This window comes from Corallococcus sp. bb12-1 (genome assembly GCF_026626765.1).
GTDB classification, from domain to species: Bacteria; Myxococcota; Myxococcia; order Myxococcales; family Myxococcaceae; genus Corallococcus; species Corallococcus terminator.
In genome coordinates this window covers 813,666-829,415 of sequence record NZ_JAPNJZ010000001.1, presented here as the reverse complement: position 1 = coordinate 829,415, position 15,750 = coordinate 813,666, and the positions used below count along the sequence as shown (strand labels likewise).

At 71.3% G+C, this 15,750-nt stretch carries 13 protein-coding genes; 2 read left to right on the top strand and 11 right to left on the bottom strand.

Annotated elements, in window-relative coordinates; genetic code table 11:
* Nucleotides 1-88 precede the first annotated feature (88 nt).
* Nucleotides 89-298 (bottom strand): hypothetical protein, encoded by a 210-nt coding sequence (locus tag OV208_RS03475; protein ID WP_267572361.1) that lies wholly within the window; start codon nt 296-298, stop codon nt 89-91.
* Between the two features lie 254 nt (nt 299-552).
* On the opposite strand from OV208_RS03475, the gene OV208_RS03470 reads away from it, so the two are divergent.
* A complete protein-coding gene (locus OV208_RS03470) occupies nt 553-960 on the top strand; it encodes a response regulator (RefSeq protein WP_267572360.1) in 408 nt (135 codons plus the stop codon).
* Here the strand turns inward: OV208_RS03470 and OV208_RS03465 are convergent, their stop codons facing one another.
* From OV208_RS03465 to OV208_RS03455, 3 genes are all read right to left on the bottom strand, one after another.
* Nucleotides 961-2,292: a dicarboxylate/amino acid:cation symporter gene (locus OV208_RS03465; RefSeq protein WP_267572359.1), complete on the bottom strand. Its 1,332-nt coding sequence runs from the start codon at nt 2,290-2,292 to the stop codon at nt 961-963.
* Nucleotides 2,293-2,300: 8 nt separating this feature from the next.
* Entirely contained in the window at nt 2,301-4,082 is a 1,782-nt protein-coding gene (locus tag OV208_RS03460; protein WP_267572358.1) for a monovalent cation:proton antiporter-2 (CPA2) family protein, read from the bottom strand.
* Nucleotides 4,083-4,152: 70 nt separating this feature from the next.
* Nucleotides 4,153-4,920, bottom strand: coding sequence for an SDR family oxidoreductase (locus OV208_RS03455; RefSeq protein WP_267572357.1), 768 nt, complete (start codon nt 4,918-4,920; stop codon nt 4,153-4,155).
* A gap of 126 nt (nt 4,921-5,046) precedes the next feature.
* On the opposite strand from OV208_RS03455, the gene OV208_RS03450 reads away from it, so the two are divergent.
* A complete protein-coding gene (locus OV208_RS03450; RefSeq protein WP_267572356.1) occupies nt 5,047-5,973 on the top strand; it encodes a LysR family transcriptional regulator in 927 nt (308 codons plus the stop codon).
* Nucleotides 5,974-5,978: 5 nt separating this feature from the next.
* Here the strand turns inward: OV208_RS03450 and OV208_RS03445 are convergent, their stop codons facing one another.
* The 7 genes from OV208_RS03445 to OV208_RS03415 all read right to left on the bottom strand — a co-directional run bounded on the left by OV208_RS03445 (nt 5,979) and on the right by OV208_RS03415 (nt 15,551).
* A complete protein-coding gene (locus OV208_RS03445) occupies nt 5,979-7,709 on the bottom strand; it encodes an ATP-binding protein (RefSeq protein ID WP_267572355.1) in 1,731 nt (576 codons plus the stop codon).
* Nucleotides 7,710-7,827: 118 nt separating this feature from the next.
* Nucleotides 7,828-8,892, bottom strand: coding sequence for a chemotaxis-specific protein-glutamate methyltransferase CheB (cheB, locus tag OV208_RS03440; RefSeq protein WP_267572354.1), 1,065 nt, complete (start codon nt 8,890-8,892; stop codon nt 7,828-7,830).
* A complete protein-coding gene (locus tag OV208_RS03435) occupies nt 8,889-11,066 on the bottom strand; it encodes a hybrid sensor histidine kinase/response regulator (protein ID WP_267572353.1) in 2,178 nt (725 codons plus the stop codon). Before OV208_RS03435 ends, cheB begins: the two co-directional genes overlap by 4 nt.
* 3 nt (nt 11,067-11,069) lie before the next feature.
* Nucleotides 11,070-12,713 (bottom strand): methyl-accepting chemotaxis protein, encoded by a 1,644-nt coding sequence (locus tag OV208_RS03430; protein WP_267572352.1) that lies wholly within the window; start codon nt 12,711-12,713, stop codon nt 11,070-11,072.
* Nucleotides 12,710-13,324, bottom strand: coding sequence for a chemotaxis protein CheW (locus OV208_RS03425; RefSeq protein ID WP_267572351.1), 615 nt, complete (start codon nt 13,322-13,324; stop codon nt 12,710-12,712). The genes OV208_RS03430 and OV208_RS03425 overlap by 4 nt, the downstream gene beginning before the upstream one ends.
* Entirely contained in the window at nt 13,324-15,069 is a 1,746-nt protein-coding gene (locus OV208_RS03420; protein WP_267572350.1) for a CheR family methyltransferase, read from the bottom strand. Before OV208_RS03420 ends, OV208_RS03425 begins: the two co-directional genes overlap by 1 nt.
* Nucleotides 15,066-15,551 (bottom strand): chemotaxis protein CheW, encoded by a 486-nt coding sequence (locus OV208_RS03415; RefSeq protein WP_267572349.1) that lies wholly within the window; start codon nt 15,549-15,551, stop codon nt 15,066-15,068. Before OV208_RS03415 ends, OV208_RS03420 begins: the two co-directional genes overlap by 4 nt.
* Between the last annotated feature and the right edge of the window lie 199 nt (nt 15,552-15,750).

Sequence of the window (15,750 nt, the reverse complement as noted above, 5' to 3'; positions counted from 1 at the left end):
ACCCCCGGTTCGTGCGTGAGGGGGAAGGAACACACGGACCGGGGAGGTACGCTATGGGTACCGCGGGTGCGGCGTCACGACACTCTGACTAGTTCGCGCCGGTGGTGGACTCGGTACCAGAAGCGGCGGGGGCGGCGGCGGGCTTCTGGCTGGCCGGCTGCTTCGCCTTCTTCGCCTTCACGGCGGACTTCGCCTGGGTGGCGGTGGTGCCCTTGGCGGCCTTGGGCGCGGCGGCGAAGGCGCCCATGGAGGCGAGAGACAGGGACAGACCCAGGACGATGGCGGAAGTGCGCTTCATGGAAGTGCTCCGTTTCAGGCCCGCGCGAGAAGTGGGTGCGGGGCTGACGGGGACAAGAGCATCGGCCGTGCCAGCACCCTCTTCCGAGGGAGGTCCGGCCCCCCGAGACGTGAGGTCCCCCAAAGGCCCTGGGGCACATTGCCCCGACGGGGGCAGGATGCCCCGGAGCGTGTGGGGCAGGACGTCCAGCCGCCCTGGAGGGCGGAATGGCATGGGCCGTGCTCCTCCGCCTCTGGATGATGAATGATCCACCCATGAGCGAAGAGACGCCGCGCGCCGCGCGCATCTTGGTGGCCGAGGACGACGACGCGATGCGCGCGCTGCTGGTGCGCACGTTGATGCGCGCGGGCTACGTGGTGGTGGAGGTGGAGGACGGCTTCGAGTTGGGCGACTACCTGGCGATGATGCGAGGGCAAGGTGGCACGCTGGAGCCGCCCGACCTCATCGTCAGCGACGTGCGCATGCCGGGGCGCACCGGCCTGGAGGCCTTGAAGCGGCTGCGCGAGCAGGGCGTGTCCTGCCCGGTGCTGTTGCTCAGCGCCTTCGCGGACGCGGAGACCCACGAGGAGGCCCGCCTGCTGGGCGCGAAGCAGCTGTTGGACAAGCCGGTGGACCTGGACGTGCTGAAGGCTGCGGTGCGCGAAGCCGTCCAACCCCATTGATTACGACGGCGTGCCCGGGTCCACCTGGGGCGCGGCGGGCAGCGGTTGACCGCTCAACTCGGCGCGCAGCCGCTCGCGGTCCAGCTCGTTCTCCCAACGGGAGACGACGATGGTGGCGACGCCGTTGCCAATGAAGTTGGTGAGCGCGCGCGCCTCGCTCATGAACCGGTCGATGCCCAGGATGAGCGCCAGTCCCGCCACCGGCACCGATGGCACCACCGCGAGCGTGGCGGCCAGGGTGATGAAGCCCGCGCCCGTGACGCCGGACGCGCCCTTGGACGTGAGCATCGCCACGCCCAGCAGCGTGGCCGTCTGGGTGAAGGTGAGCTCCACGTTGAGCGCCTGGGCCACGAACAGCGCCGCCATGGTCAGGTAGATGTTGGTGCCGTCCAGATTGAACGAATAGCCGCTGGGCACCACCAGCCCCACCACCGACTTGGAGCAGCCCAGCCGCTCCAGCTTCTGCATCAGCGGCACCAGCGCGGACTCGGAGGAGGACGTGCCCAGCACCAGGAGCAGCTCCGCGCGGATGTAGCGCAGGAAGCGCAGGATGGAGAACCCGGTCAGCCGCGCGATGGGGCCCAGCACCGCCAGCACGAAGACGACGCACGCCAGATAGAAGCAGCCCATCAGCCGCATGAGCGGGCCCAGGCTGTCCACGCCGTAGGCCCCCAGCGTGAAGGCCATGGAGGCGCCCGCGCCAATCGGGGCCAGCTTCATCACCATGCCAATCATGTGGAAGAAGGCCTTCGACAGCGCTTCGAACAGGACGACCACCGGCTTCGCCGCGGAGCCAATCGCCGTCAGCGAGAACCCGAAGAGCAGCGCCAGCAGCAGCACCTGGAGCAGGTCCCCGTTGCCGGTGAACGCGTCCACGAAGGTGTGCGGGATGAGGTGCAGCAGGAAGCCGATGGTGGACTGGTCATGCGCCTGCTGGGCGTAGCGCGCCACGGCGCCGGCATCCAGCGTGCTCGGATCCGCGTTGAAGCCCGCACCCGGCTTGAGCACCGTCACCACCACCGCGCCGATGACGAGCGCGAACGTGGAGACGACCTCGAAGTAGAGCAGCGCCTTGCCGCCCACGCGCCCCACCTTCTTCATGTCCGACACGTTGGCGACGCCCAGCACCACGGTCAGGAAGATGACCGGGGCGATGAGCATCTTCACCAGCGAGATGAACCCGTCCCCCAGCGGCTTGAGCTTCACCGCCGTGGCGGGCGCGAAGTGGCCCAGCAGGCCGCCGACGAAGATGGCCGCCAGCACCCACAGGTAGAGGCGGGAGGAGGACTTCGGGTGTCCAGCGTCGGAGGTGGCGGAGGTGTCGGAAGCCATGGGGGTCCTCAGGCCGACTTCTGCTCGGCTTCGTCCTTCTCGAAGAGCAGCTCCAGCTCCCGGCGGCCTCGGGCGATGACTTCCATCATCTTCTTCTCGTCCTTGAAGACCTTGGAGGTCTCCACCATCAGCGACTCGTCGTGTTCGCGGAAGCGCTCCACCGTGCGGCGCGCCTCCGTGAAGGTGAGGCCCATGGCCTGGAGCACGTCGCTGGACATGACGAGGCTCGCGTCGAACGTCTCACGCACCATGTTCGTGATGCCCAGCTCCATGAGCTTGTAGGCGTGCTCGCGGTTGCGGGCCCGGGCATAGATTTTCAGGTGCGGGAAGTGCTCCTTCACCATCTGCGCGGTGCGCAGGGACGCGGCCATGTCGTCGATGGCGAGCACGAACACCTGGGCCTTGTCCGCGCGGGCGGCGCGAAGGAGGTCCAGCCGGGACGCGTCGCCGTAGAACACCTGGTTGCCGAAGCGCCGGATGAAGTCGATGTGCTCCGCGCTCGCGTCGATGGCGGTGAACCCGATGCGGCGCGCGACAAGCAGCCGGGCCACCACCTGCCCCACGCGGCCCATGCCCGCGATGATGACCGGGTGGTCCTGGTCCGGGGACACGTCGTACTCGCGCTGCGGGCCCTTCTGCTTGAAGCGCGGCGCCACCCAGCGCTCGTGCACGACGGACAGGAACGGCGTCACCGCCATGGACATGCCCACCACCAGCACCAGCAGGTCCGCCTGCGGGCGGTCCATCACGTGGAAGGACACCGCCAGCGAGAACAGGACGAAGGCGAACTCACCGCCCTGCGAAATCACCACCGCGAGGCTCAGCGCGGAGCCCGGCTTCTTCAGCCCCACGCGTCCCAGGCAGTACAGCACCAGGGCCTTGAGGAAGGTGAGGCCCAGCACCAGCGCCAGCACGCGCAAGGGCTCGCGCGCGAGCAGCGCCAGGTTCACCGACATGCCCACTGCGATGAAGAACAGGCCCAGCAGCAGGCCCTTGAAGGGTTCGATGTCCGCCTCCAGTTCGTGGCGGTACTCGGACTCCGACAGCAGCACGCCGGCGAGGAACGCGCCCAGCGCCATGGACAGGCCCACCGCGCTGACCAGCGCCGCGGTGCCCACGACCACCAGCAGCGCCGTCGCGGTGAACAGCTCCTGGCTGTGCACGGAGGCCACCGCGCGGAACACCGGACGCAGCAGGTAGCGGCCCGCCAGCACCACGAGGAGCACCACGCCCACGGCCTTCAGCGTCATGAGCCAGCCGGGCTCCGTGGACGGCATGTCGGACCGGCCCAGCAGGGGCAGCGCGGCCAGCAGCGGAATCACCGCCAGGTCCTGGAACAGGAGGATGCCGAAGGCGAGCTGGCCGTGCTCGGCGGTGAGCTGGTTCTTCTCCGCCAGCAGTTGCAGCGCGAACGCGGTGGAGGACAGCGACAGGCCGAAGCCCGCGATGATGGCGGCGCCCCAGGACAGGCCCAGCCCCCGGCCCATGCCCGCGAGCAGCAGGCCCGTCAGCACCACCTGCGCGCCGCCCATGCCGAACACCGACCGGCGCAGGTTCCACAGGCGCGAGGGCTGCAACTCCAGCCCGATGACGAACAGCAGCAGCACCACGCCCAGCTCCGCGATGTGGAGGATGTTCTCCACGTCGGAGATGAGGCCCGCGCCATACGGCCCGATGGCCGCGCCCGCCGCCAGGTAGCCCAGCACGGAGCCCAGCCCCAGCTTCTTGAAGAGGGGGACGGCGACGACGGTGGCGGCCAGGAACACCAGCGCCTGATGCATGAAGGACATAAGGCGCACTGCATGGCACGGCTTGACCGGCGGCGGCAACAGGGGGGCGACCGACCCGGTCCGGGTCTGCTCAGGCCTGCTGGGTCGGCATGAGGGTGAGCTGCTGGAAGTTGATGTGCCGGGGCAGGGCGGTGGCGAAGGCGATGATGCCCGCGACCTCCTCCGGGGACAGCCAGGTGAGGGTCTCCCGGGCGGACTTCAGCCACGCGCTGGCGCCCGGGTCGTCGTTGCCGTCATGCAGGGGCGTCGTCACGAGGCCCGGCTCCAGGGCCATCACCCGCACGAACCGGGGGCCCAGCTCCGCGCGCAGGTGGCGGGACAGGTGGGTGATGGCGGCCTTGGTGGCGCTGTAGACGTTGAAGTTCGGGAATACCGACTGCGCGGCGACGGAGGAGATGTTGATGAGGTCCGCCGCCCCGCCGGCCTTCGCGGCGGCCAGCAGCGGATCCACGAAGGTCTCCACGATGCGCACCGCGCCCTTCACGTTGAGGTCGATCATCTCCTCCCAGTCCCGCGTGCGGTGCTCGTCCATGCGCGAGGGCCGCATGACACCGGCGCCGTTGAGCACCAGGTCCACGACGCCCAGCTCGCCCGCGATGACCTTCGCGGCCTCGGCCACGGACTTCGCGTCCTGCACGTCCACGCCCAGGGCGAGCGCCCGGCCGCCCCCTTGCGTGATGCTGGAGACCAGCGTGTCCAGGCGCTCCTTGCGGCGGGCGAGCAGCGCGACCTTCGCGCCGTCCCGGGACAGGCGCAGCGCGGTGGCGGCGCCAATGCCACTGGAGGCGCCGGTGATGACGGCGATGCGGCCCGACAGCGGAAGGGTGGGGGATGCCATGACAGGACTCCTGCTCGCGGGAAGGAAGAAGGGAGTGCGTCGTCGCGAGACACGAGGAGAGATACGGGGCGGTGTGCCTCTAAAGAAGGTGTGGAATCCGGATGAACTCTTGAAGAAAACTTGGGAATGGCCGTCACGCCCCTCAACGCCCTGCACCAGTTCCTCACCGTCGCCCGGCACCGCGGGTTCGCGCCCGCCGCCGCGGAGCTGGGGGTGTCCGCGTCCGCGCTGAGCCAGACGGTGCGCCAGTTGGAGGAGCGGCTGGGGGTGCCGCTGTTGTCGCGCACGACGCGCAGCGTGGCGGTGACGGCGGCGGGCCGGAAGCTGATGGAACAGGCGGGACCAGGGGTCGCGCAGGCGTTGGGGGCCCTCAAGGATGCGTCGGCGCAGCCGGGAGAGGTGACGGGCACGCTGCGGCTGACGCTGCCGTCCGGCGCGCTGCCGTTCCTGCTCGCGCCGTTGGTGCCTTCCTTCTGCCAGCGCTACCCGAAGGTGGAGCTGGACCTGGTGGTGGACAACCGCAAGGCGGACATCGTCGCGGAGGGCTTCGACGCGGGCGTCCGGATGGAGGAGTACCTGGAGCGGGACATGGTGGCGGTGCGGATGTCCGCGCCGTTCCGCTTCGTCGTGGTGGCCTCGCCCGCGTACCTGAAGCGCCACGGCACGCCGAAGAAGCCGAAGGACCTGCTGCTGCACAATTGCTTCGCCTACCGCTCGTCGAACACCGGCGCGCTCCTTCCGTGGGACCTGGAGAAGGGCTCGCGCACGTGGCGCCTGCCGGTGCGGGGCGCCGTCACCACCAACGACGAGCGCGTCTGGGTGGGGCTCGCGGAGGCCGGCCTGGGGCTCTGCTACGTGCCGGAGTCACAGGTGGCTGCGCGGTTGAAGGAGGGCACGCTGCGGCTCGTGCTGGAGGAGTACGCCGCGTCGGTGCCGGGGCTCTTCCTCTACTTCCCCAGCCGCGCGCGGGTGTCACCCGCGTTCCGGGCGTTCCTGGAGCACACGCGCCAGGTGCTCAATCCGCCCGCGCGCACGCGGACAAAGGAGCGCTGAAGGCGTCAGTGCTCGTAGGTATCGCGTGGGCGTGACAGCGGCATGCCCGCCGGGGGCGTGATGGAGACAGGCACGCCCAGGTGCGCCACGGGCAGCGTGAAGGTGAAGATGCTGCCGGTGCCCAGGGTGCTCTCCGCGCGGATGCTGCCGCCGTGCGCCTCGACGAGTCCTTTGGCGATGGCCAATCCCAGCCCCGTGCCGCGGCTGGCCGCGTCGCGCGCCTGCCAGTAGCGGTCGAAGATGTGCGGCAGCGCGTCCGGGGCGATGCCGTTGCCGGTGTCGCGCACGTCGAAGGACACCTCCGCGCCACGCGTCGCCGCGCGCACCGCGAGCGTGCCGCCCGGCGGGGTGAACTTCACCGCGTTGCCCAGCAAGTTGCCCATCACCTGGAGCACGCGGCTGCGGTCGCACTTCACGCGCAGCGCCTCCGGCGGCAGGTCCGCTTCCAGGTGCAGCCCCTTGGCCTCCGCCAGCGGCCGGATGGCCTCCAGCGCCTCGGTGGCCAGCGACATGGCGGGGTGTTCGCCCAGCTCCAGCGGCAGGTGCCCCGCTTCCAGGCGGCCCCAGTCCAGCAGGTCGGAGATGAGACGCGACATGCGCTCGGCCGCGTCGTTGATGCGGTTGGCCTGCTTCGCCACCGCCTCGCCGCCCGGCTTGCCCGCCGTGCCGCGCAGGAGCAGCGCCGCGCCCAACTGCACCACGCCCAGCGGGTTCTTCAGGTCGTGCGACACCACCGCGAGCAGGTCCTCGCGAGCGCGGGCCGCCCGGCGCGACTCACCCACCAGCCGAGCGTTGTCGATGGCGAGGCTGGCGCGCAGGCACAGGTCCTCCGCCAGCGCCAGGTCGTCCGGGCCGTAGCGCCGTCCGGAGCCGGAGCTCACGAACGTCACCGCGCCCAACGTGTGACCGCGCGCGCGCAGCGGGATGATCATGTACGAGCGCGCCTGGAGCGCTTCCAGCAGCGCCGGGTGCGCGGGCTCCGCCGCCGCCGCGCGCAACAGCGAATCCGTCACCGCGGGCACCAGCTCCGGCTCTCCGGTGCGCAGTACGCGCAACAGGCCCACCGGCGCGTCGTCGCGCAATTCCGTGCGCAGGGGCAGGTACTTCGCGCGCTCCTGCTGCGTCGGGTCCAGGCACGCCACCGCCGCGCGGCCCACCCACGGGCCCTGCTCCAGCGCGTCCACCAAACACCAGTCCGCGAGGTCCGGCACCGCCAGGTGCGCGAGCAGCGTGTACATGCCCTGCGGATCCGGCGGGTGGGTGAACAGCGTCGTCATCGCCTGGTAGAGGAACGAGCGGCGGCGCTCGGCGGTCTCCACCTCAGCTCGCGCGGCCTGCTCCAGCTCCAGGGCGCGCGAATAGACGGCCTCGGCTTCCGTGAGCGCCCGCGCCGTCACCAGCACGGAGGGCAGCACGTCCGCGGCCGACGCCAGCGGCGTGAGCACCAGCGCGTGCGGACGCACGCCATGCGCTCCCGGCCAGGGCGCCTCCACGGTGACGGACTCGCGCCGCGTCACCACGCGGACGCGCGCGGACTCCAGCGCGTTCAAGGCCTCGGACGGCAGGCCCAGCTCGCTCCAGTGGCTTCCCGGAAGCTCCGTGGCCTCACGCCCGAGGGCTCTCGCTCCGGATGCGCTGCACGACACCAGCCGGCCCGTGCCATCCAGCAGGTAGGCAGGATCGGGGATGGCGGCGAAGACCGCTTCGTAGGCCAGACCAGTCGTGGGAGCACTCATCGAGAAGAAGGGAGACGCCAGGGAGGGGGGCCTGATTGGAACCCGATATTGACACTCCGCACCAGGGCCGCCATTCCGCCCCCCGCAGAACTCCGATGAATTTCGCTAAGGCGACACTTCAGGGAATGGCTTTTCCGCCTGGTTGGATGAGGGCCTGGACGCGGCGTGCAATTTGCCCCAGCGGCAGGACCTCATGGGCCAGGTTGGCCCCCACGACGACGGCCGGCATCCCGTAGACGACGGACGTCGCCTCGTCCTGGGCAATCACCCGCCCGCCTGCCTGGTGGACGTCCCGGATGCCATCCAGCCCGTCCTGCCCCATGCCGGTGAGCACCACGGACAGGGACGCCTGCCCGTACGCTCGCGCCACGGAGCGGAACAGCCAGTTGGCGGAGGGGCGGAAGCCCTGGATGGGGGCGGCGCCGGACACCTGGGCCCGGTGGTCCGTCGTCACACCCAGGTGCTTGTCGTCCGGGGCCAGGTAGACGGTGCCCGCCATGAGCGGCTCGCCGTCCTCGGCCACCTTCACCCGCAGCTTCGTGGCCGTGCCCAGCCACGTGGCCAGGCCTGAACCGAACCCCAGCGCGATGTGCTGCACCACCAGGATGGGCGGGGGTAGGTCCTTGCCCTCCAGGTCGGACAGGATGCGGTACAGCGCGGCGGGCCCTCCGGTGGAGGCCGCCAGGGCCAGCACGGCCGGGCGGGAGCCCGCAGATGTGGGCGCCTCCACCGGCGTGGGCGGCGCGGCGGTGCGGTCCGGCCAGCGGCGCACCACCTTCACCTGGGCCATGGCCTTGAGCGTGTCGCGCAGGCGGCGGCTGTCCGCCTCGAAGTCCGGCGACTCCGGGCCCACCGGCTTCTGGAGCACCGCGAGCGCCCCGGCGCGCAGCGCGGCCATGGACGTCTGGATGTCGCGCTCCACCAGCGTGGACACCACCACCACGGGCGTGGGTACCTCCGTCATGATGCGGCGCGTGGCGTCCAGGCCGTCCATGCGCGGCATCTGGATGTCCATGGTCACCAGGCTCGGCTGGAGCCGCTGGCACAGCTCCACCGCCTCCAGCCCGTCCTTGGCCTCGCCCACCACGGTGAGCGCCGGGTCGGTGCGCAGGATTTCCACCAGCAGCCGGCGGGCGGTGGGGGAGTCCTCCGCCACCAGGATGCGCAACGGTTCGTTCTTCATAGCAGTCGCCTCAGCGTCTCCAGCAGGCTGGTCGGATCAAAAGCGCTCTTCACGATGTACGCACTCGCACCGGCTTGCAGCCCGCGCGCCTTGTCCTCGGGCTTCTCCCGCGATGTCACCAGCACCACCGGCACCCGGTTGAAGCGGGGCGAATTGCGCACGGCTTCGGTGACGGAGAAGCCATCCATGCGCGGCATCTCCACGTCCAGCACCAGCGCGTCCGCGCCGCCCGCCTGGAGCCGCTCCCACGCCTCCGCCCCGTCCGCGCACGCGGTGACGTCGTAGCCGGCGCCTTCCAGGATGCTCTGCTCCAGCATGCGCGTCGTGGGCGAGTCGTCCGCCAGCACCACGCGCCGGCGCACCACCTGCTCCTTGGGCGTGGGGAAGAAGTGCGCGGAGGGCCGCCCACCCGCCGCCCGCACGAGCGAGGCCGGGTTGAGCAGCAGCGCCATGCGTCCATCCGGCAGCACCGCCGCGGCGGCCACGTGCCGGGCCCGCTTCACGCGCGAGCCCAGCGAGCGCACCAGCACCTCCTGTTCGGCGATGACCTCGTCCACCACCAGCGCCGCCCGCGCGGTGCCCGCCGACAGCACCACCGCCGAGGGCCGCGCGCGCGGCGGAGCGGAGGGCAGGCCCAGCACGTCCGCCAGCGACGCCAGCGGCACCAGCGCGTCCGGCGTCACCCAGGACATGCGGCCCTCCACCTCGCGCACGTCGGAGGGGGACAGGCGCAACAGCCGGTCCACGCCCTCGCTGGCCAGCGCCAGGACCTGCCCGCCCACGTCCACCAGCAGCACGCGCAGGGTGCTCAGCGTCAGGGGCACGTCCAGCGTGAAGCGGGTGCCCTGGCCTGCCTTGAAGGCCACCTCCACGCTGCCGCGCAGCGACTCCACCTGGGCGCGCACCACGTCCAGGCCCACGCCCCGGCCGGACACCGCCGTCACCTTCGCCGCGGTGGACAGCCCCGGCAGGAAGACGAGCCGGGCGGCCTCCACGTCGTCCTCGGGGACTTCCAGGCCCCGGACCCGCGCGCGCTCGCGCAGCGCCTCCAGGTCCAGGCCGCGCCCGTCATCCTCCACCGCCACCTCCACGCGGCTGCCGCGAAGTCGCGCGGACAGCACCACGCGGCCCTCCTCGGGCTTGCCGTGGCGCACGCGCTCCTCGGGCGCCTCCAGGCCGTGCGCCACCGCGTTGCGCACCAGGTGCAGCAGGGGTTCGCGCAGGGACTGGAGCAGCGAGCGGTCCAGGTCCAGGCCACCGCCGTGGATCTCCATCCTCACGCGCCGGCCCATGCCGTGCGCCACGTCGCGCGCGGCGCGCTCCAGGCCCGTGCAGCCCTCCTCGAAGGGGAGCATGCGGGAGCGGCGCACTTCATCGTCCAGGCCCGTGGAGGACTGGAACAGCGCGCGGCGGTCCTGCGCCAGCACGCGCGCCACCCGCGCCAATTCCAGCTCCACCCGCCGCAGCGTCGTTTCGGAGGACGTGCCGCGCACCGCCTCTCGCAGGCTGCCCACGTCGTCGCGCAGGGACTCCAGCGATTCGGCGTGGCCTTCCAGACGCAGCATCGCCACGCGCAGCTCGCCGCTGCGGCCCAGGAGCGCGTCCAGCTTCTGCCCGGACACGCGCACCGGTAGCGCTTCGCCGCTGAGCACCGCGGGGACGGGGAGCTCCGGCTCCGGGGGGTGCGGTTCAGCGACCTTCTTCGGGGACTTCGGGGGCTGCGGCGTGGCCCGCGCGATTTCGGGCGGGGGCTCCGGGGACGCGGGCGTCGGGGGAAGCACGCCCTGCGCGGCCTGCTCCAACTGCGGCAGCAGGGACTCCAGGGGCGAACCGGCCAGGTCCTGGCGCGAGGCCAGCCGGCGGCCCGCGTCGTCCAGCGCGTCCACCGTGGCGAAGCACAGCTCGAACAGGTCCGGCGACGTGACGCGCCCGTGGATGAGCGGCTCCAGCACCTCTTCCAGCCGGTGGCAGGCGGTCTCCACCAGACTGGCGCTGGCTGCGCGCGACGCGCCCTTCACGCTGTGCAGCGTGCGCAACAGACCGGGGATGAACTCCCGCGCGCGCGCCGGGGCCTGCTCCAGCGCGAGCAGGTCCCGGTTGAGGGACACGACGTGCCCCTCCAGCTCCTCCAGGAACGAATCCAGCAGTGCCTGCGCCAGCCGGTCGCGATCCATGCGTTAGCGCCCGAACTCCCCGAGCAGCCCCTTCAGCTTCTGGCCCATGGAGTTGATGTCCTGCATCGCCCGCTCCGTCTGGCGCGACGAGATGAGGCCCTGCTGCGTGGCCTGGTTCACGTCATGCATCGCCTGACGGATCTGCCCGATGCCGGTGGCCTGCTGGTTGGCGGACGCGGCGATCTGCGCGGCGGTGAGCGACGCCTGCGTGAGCAGGTCCGCGAGCTGCTGGATGGTGGTGCCCGCCTCGGTGACGACGCGCGTGGCGGACGACACGCTCTTGGTGCCCTCCTCCGTGGTCATCACCGCGCCGTGCGTGGCCTTTTGAATCTGTCCGAGAATCTGACGCACCTGCGCGGTGGCCTTCTTGGACTGATCCGCCAGGGCCTTCACCTCGGAGGCGACGACGGCGAAGCCGCGGCCGTGCTCGCCCGCGCGGCTCGCCTCGATGGAGGCGTTGAGCGCCAGCATGTGCGTCTGTTCGGAGATGTCGTTGACGGTGGTGATGATGTCGCCAATGGCCTGGGCCTGCTCGGCCAGGGCGAGGATGCGCGAGGCGATGGACTCCACCTGGTCGCGCACGGCGCCCATCGCGGACACGGCCTCCTCCACGGCGCGGCGGCCGGAGCGGCCCACCTCCTCCGAGTGACGCGCGGACTCGCTCACCGCGCGGGCGCGGCCGGCGGCCTCCTCCGACGTCTTGGTGATCTCCTCGATGGTGCTCACCGTCTCCGTGACGGCGCTGCCCTGCTCCTGGGCGCCGGCCACCTGTTCGGTGGTGCTGGCGAGGATTTCAGAGGACGCACCGGCCAGCTGGTTGACGAACTCCGCCACCGTCTTGAGCGTGTGCTCGCGCTGCTCGGCCTGCTTGGCGAGCTGCACCTCGGCCTGCTGTCGGCGGTCGGCCATGGCGTTGAATGCGCCCGCCAGGTCCGCCATCTCGTCGCGGCCCTTCACGTCGATGCGGTGGGACAGCTCTCCCCGGCCCAGCTGCTCCGCGCCGACGGTGAGCTTGCGCAGGGGGCCGGTGATGCCCCGGGTGATGACGAAGCTGCCCACGCCGACGATGGCCAGGCCCAGCAGGGTGCCCAGGCCCAGCACCCACAGGCTGCGCTGCGCGGCCTGTCGGGCTTCTTCGGCGTCGCGCTCCCAGCGCTGCTGCTCTATGTCGAGCATCTCGCCGATGTTGTCGCGCACCTGATCCATCAGCTCCAGGCCCCGGCCGTTTTGGACGACGGTCGCCGCGGCCTCCAGGCCCTTCTCGCGACGCAGGCGGATGCCCTCCTGCAGCCGCTCCAGTCGGGCCTTGATGATGGGCTCCAGCCGGTTCAGCCGCGCGCGCTGCTCGGGATACGCGGCCATGGCCGTCCGCAGGTTGCTCAGGTCCTCCTGGAGGTTGCTGAGCGCGGCGTTGTAGGGCCCCAGGTAGCGGTCCTCGCCGGTGATGATGAAGCCGCGCTGCCCCGTCTCCGCGTCCACCAGCAGCGCGCGCACCTCGCGCAGGACGCGGAAGTTCTCATGGGCCCTCAGCAGCCCCTCCGTCGTGCTGGTGAGCTGCTTCGCGCCCTGGAAGGCGACGCCAGCAATCACCAGCAGGACCAGCAGGGACAGTCCGAATCCCAGCGCGATACGATTCCCGATGCTCATGCGACTCCTTCTTCGGACAGCTCGAACACGAGACGGCTGTCACCCAGGAGGGACTCTCCCTCCAGGACGAGCGTGCCGTCGGGGCTGACGCCAGACACCAGCGCGCCCTCTTCCTCTTCCAGGGAGGGGGGCGCGGGCAACAGCTCCGTGCCCGTCAGCACCGCCACCTCCGACACTTCATCCGTGCGCAGCCCCAGCTCCGGCCGCGTCGTTCCCACCACCAGCACCGGCCCGTTGGCGTTGGCGGCGGGCCGGCCGAACAGCGGCGCCAGCTCCACCACGGGCAGCACCTCGCCGCGCAGGAGCGTCAGGCCACGCAGCAGCGGCGGCGCGCCCGGCAGTGGCGTCAGCTCCGGGGCGCGCATCACCTCCAGGATGAAGCGCGACTCCAGCGCGTAGGACTGGCCCGCGGCGCGAAAGCGCACCACCTCGCGCTGGCTGCCGGGCACCACCGGAATCTCGGGCGGGCGGGCCAGGGCGCGTGCGCGCGCGTCGAGCTGTTCGCTCGCCGCTTCGTCGGAGAACGCCTCGCGCGCCTCGGTGGCGCGCTCCAACTCCTCCAGCCGGGCCCGGGCCTTCTCCCAGTCGATGACTCCCTCGCGCTTCGGCATCAGCTGGCCCCTCCGCCTTCAAGCTCCAGGCGCCGCCACTCCGCGCGCGCCACGTCCGCCAGGGCTCCCGCCCGTTCACCCTCCGCCAGCGGCACCAGCGCCTCCGGCGGCAACTTCCGACACAGCCCTTCCGCCTCCCGGTACGCCCGCGCGGCGGCGGAGGTTTGGTCCTGCCGGCGCAGCACATGGCCCAGCAGCATGTGGCCCACGGCGAGCCCCGGCTCCAGGTAGAGCGCCTGCCGGGCGGACTTCTCCGCGTCGGGCAGCCGCGCCTGTCCCAGCAGCAACAGCGCCTCCAGATACCGCAGACCGGCGACCAGCGGGTGACGAACCAGGGCCTCTCCGCACGCGAACACCGCCGCGCGGGGCTCCAGGTTGGCCAGCGAACGCACTGCTTCCAAAGCCTGCTCCGGATCGACCGCTTGAGCGCCCGCCCGCTTGGAGGCCTCGCGCCAGTCGCCGCGAGCCAGGGCCTGCTGCACGCCCTCCCGCGCCTCCACGCTCAACGCGAAACGGGCGGCGGTTTTCGGCGCGGAGGCAACCGGCCGGGGCGGGACCGCGGCCGGCGTGGCGCGTGCCTCGAAGGCGTTGGAGACCGGGAAGGACCCGGATGCCTCGCCCGAATCGAAGCGCGCACCCTCGAAGGAACCCGCCGCCTGATCCGGAGCGAAGCGCGCACCCTCGAACGACCCCGAGGCATCCCCCGAAACCGCACCCGAAGCGAAGCGGGACGCGTCGAAGGCGCCCGATGCCTCACCCGAAGCGAAGCGGGACGCGTCGAAGGAACCCGACGATTGTCGCGATGCCGAAGCGACGCGTGCGGCGTCAGCCGAAGTGCCCGGGCGTCCCGGGGTGAAGGGCGTGCCGTCCGCGCGCAGGGGCGCCAGGGGCTGGAGGGGAACGAAGTGCGTGGCGTGCTGTCCGGCGAGCGGCTTGCGGTACAGCACGCCCCAGTCGGTGAGCACGGCCTCGAAGGGAGCGTAGTCGCCCAGCGGCGGGTCGGAGGGGCCGGAGAACAGATAGCCCCCGTCGTCCAGGGCCGCGAACAGGCGGCGCGCCACGCCTTCGATGGTGGCGTGGTTGAAGTAGATGAGGACGTTGCGACAGAAGATGACATCCAACTGCCAGATGCCGCTCTCCGCGGAGGGCCACGTCTCCAGGGCGAGGTTGAGATAACCCAGCCGCACGTGGCGCTTCACGTCCGGGTTGAGCAGGTAGTGACGGCCCTCCTGCTTGAGGTGGGCGCGCATGCGGTCCGCGGAAGGGCCGCGCAGGGACCAGTCGGTGTAGCGGCCCTCGCGGGCGCGGGCGAGCGCCGTGCGCGACACGTCCGTGGCGTGCACGGTCATGTGCTCTTCCCAGCCCTCGGCCATCAGCAGCGCGGTGAGGGAGTAGGGCTCCTCGCCGGAGGAGCAGGCCGCGCTCCACGCGCGCAGCAGATGGTCCGGGCCCCGGCGTTCGCGCAGTTCGGGCAGCACCACGCGGCGCAGGTGATCGAAATGCTCGTGGGTGCGGAAGAAGTACGTCTCACCGATGGTGAGCTCGGTGAGCAGGTCGTCCAGCAGCGCGTTGTTCACGGCCAGCTGGTGTCGGTAGACCTCCACGTTCGTCAGGTTCGCGCGGGCCATGGCGCGCTGGATGCCTTCCTCGGCGGCGGCCAGGCAGCTGGGCGCGGCGAGCCCCGCGCGCTCCTCCACCAGGGCGAGTACTTCCCTGAAGCCATACGACAGGATGCCGCCAATCAAGCGGTCTCCGGCCGGGCTCCGAGCGCGGTGTCCAGTTGCAGCGTCTCCGCTTCGGACAGGAAGGAGCGCAGGTCGTGCACGAGCACCAGCCCGTCGGGCAGCTTCGCGGCGCCGGCCACGTACCCCACGCCGGGCAGCTCCCCGGGGGACGCGTCCCATTCATCGGGGGCGATGACGCGCAGGCCTTCCGCGCGGTCCACCCGCAGCGCCACCGGGCGCTGGCCAGTGGTGGCGATGATGAAGTGGTCCATGGGGGACAGGGGGTGCGCGGGGTGGCGGAACCTGCGTCGCAGGTCCAGCACGGCGATGAGCTCCCCGCGCAGGTTGAGCAGTCCCTCCACCACGTCAGGCGCCTGGGGCAGGTGCGTGAGGCGGGCGGCTCGCACCAGCTCGCGCACGTCCTGCACCGGCAGGCCGTAGCGTTGCCGCTCCAGGGTGAACAGCAGGACTTCCTGTGGGCGGGCCTCCGAGGTGGGATTCATGGATGCGCGTCGCACGCTACAGGACGAGGGGCCCCCTGGGGATTCAGGATGTTGCCCCGTCTTCTAGAAAACGCTCCGGGTGAAGGGAGCGCTCCGTCCCCGGAGGAACGCCCGGCGAGCGGCCATGAATCCCGCAAGGGAAACTCTTTTTCGGCTGAACCGTACCGTCGGAGCAGTCGCCAGCCGGCGCGAGGCCGGG

Bases quoted from the DNA above. Each gene is read 5' to 3' on its own strand.
- OV208_RS03475 (WP_267572361.1), bottom strand. From the start codon at position 298: ATGAAGCGCACTTCCGCCATCGTCCTGGGTCTGTCCCTGTCTCTCGCC.
- OV208_RS03470 (WP_267572360.1), top strand. From the start codon at position 553: ATGAGCGAAGAGACGCCGCGCGCCGCGCGCATCTTGGTGGCCGAGGAC.
- OV208_RS03465 (WP_267572359.1), bottom strand. From the start codon at position 2,292: ATGGCTTCCGACACCTCCGCCACCTCCGACGCTGGACACCCGAAGTCC.
- OV208_RS03460 (WP_267572358.1), bottom strand. From the start codon at position 4,082: ATGTCCTTCATGCATCAGGCGCTGGTGTTCCTGGCCGCCACCGTCGTC.
- OV208_RS03455 (WP_267572357.1), bottom strand. From the start codon at position 4,920: ATGGCATCCCCCACCCTTCCGCTGTCGGGCCGCATCGCCGTCATCACC.
- OV208_RS03450 (WP_267572356.1), top strand. From the start codon at position 5,047: ATGGCCGTCACGCCCCTCAACGCCCTGCACCAGTTCCTCACCGTCGCC.
- OV208_RS03445 (WP_267572355.1), bottom strand. From the start codon at position 7,709: ATGAGTGCTCCCACGACTGGTCTGGCCTACGAAGCGGTCTTCGCCGCC.
- cheB (WP_267572354.1), bottom strand. From the start codon at position 8,892: ATGAAGAACGAACCGTTGCGCATCCTGGTGGCGGAGGACTCCCCCACC.
- OV208_RS03435 (WP_267572353.1), bottom strand. From the start codon at position 11,066: ATGGATCGCGACCGGCTGGCGCAGGCACTGCTGGATTCGTTCCTGGAG.
- OV208_RS03430 (WP_267572352.1), bottom strand. From the start codon at position 12,713: ATGAGCATCGGGAATCGTATCGCGCTGGGATTCGGACTGTCCCTGCTG.
- OV208_RS03425 (WP_267572351.1), bottom strand. From the start codon at position 13,324: ATGCCGAAGCGCGAGGGAGTCATCGACTGGGAGAAGGCCCGGGCCCGG.
- OV208_RS03415 (WP_267572349.1), bottom strand. From the start codon at position 15,551: ATGAATCCCACCTCGGAGGCCCGCCCACAGGAAGTCCTGCTGTTCACC.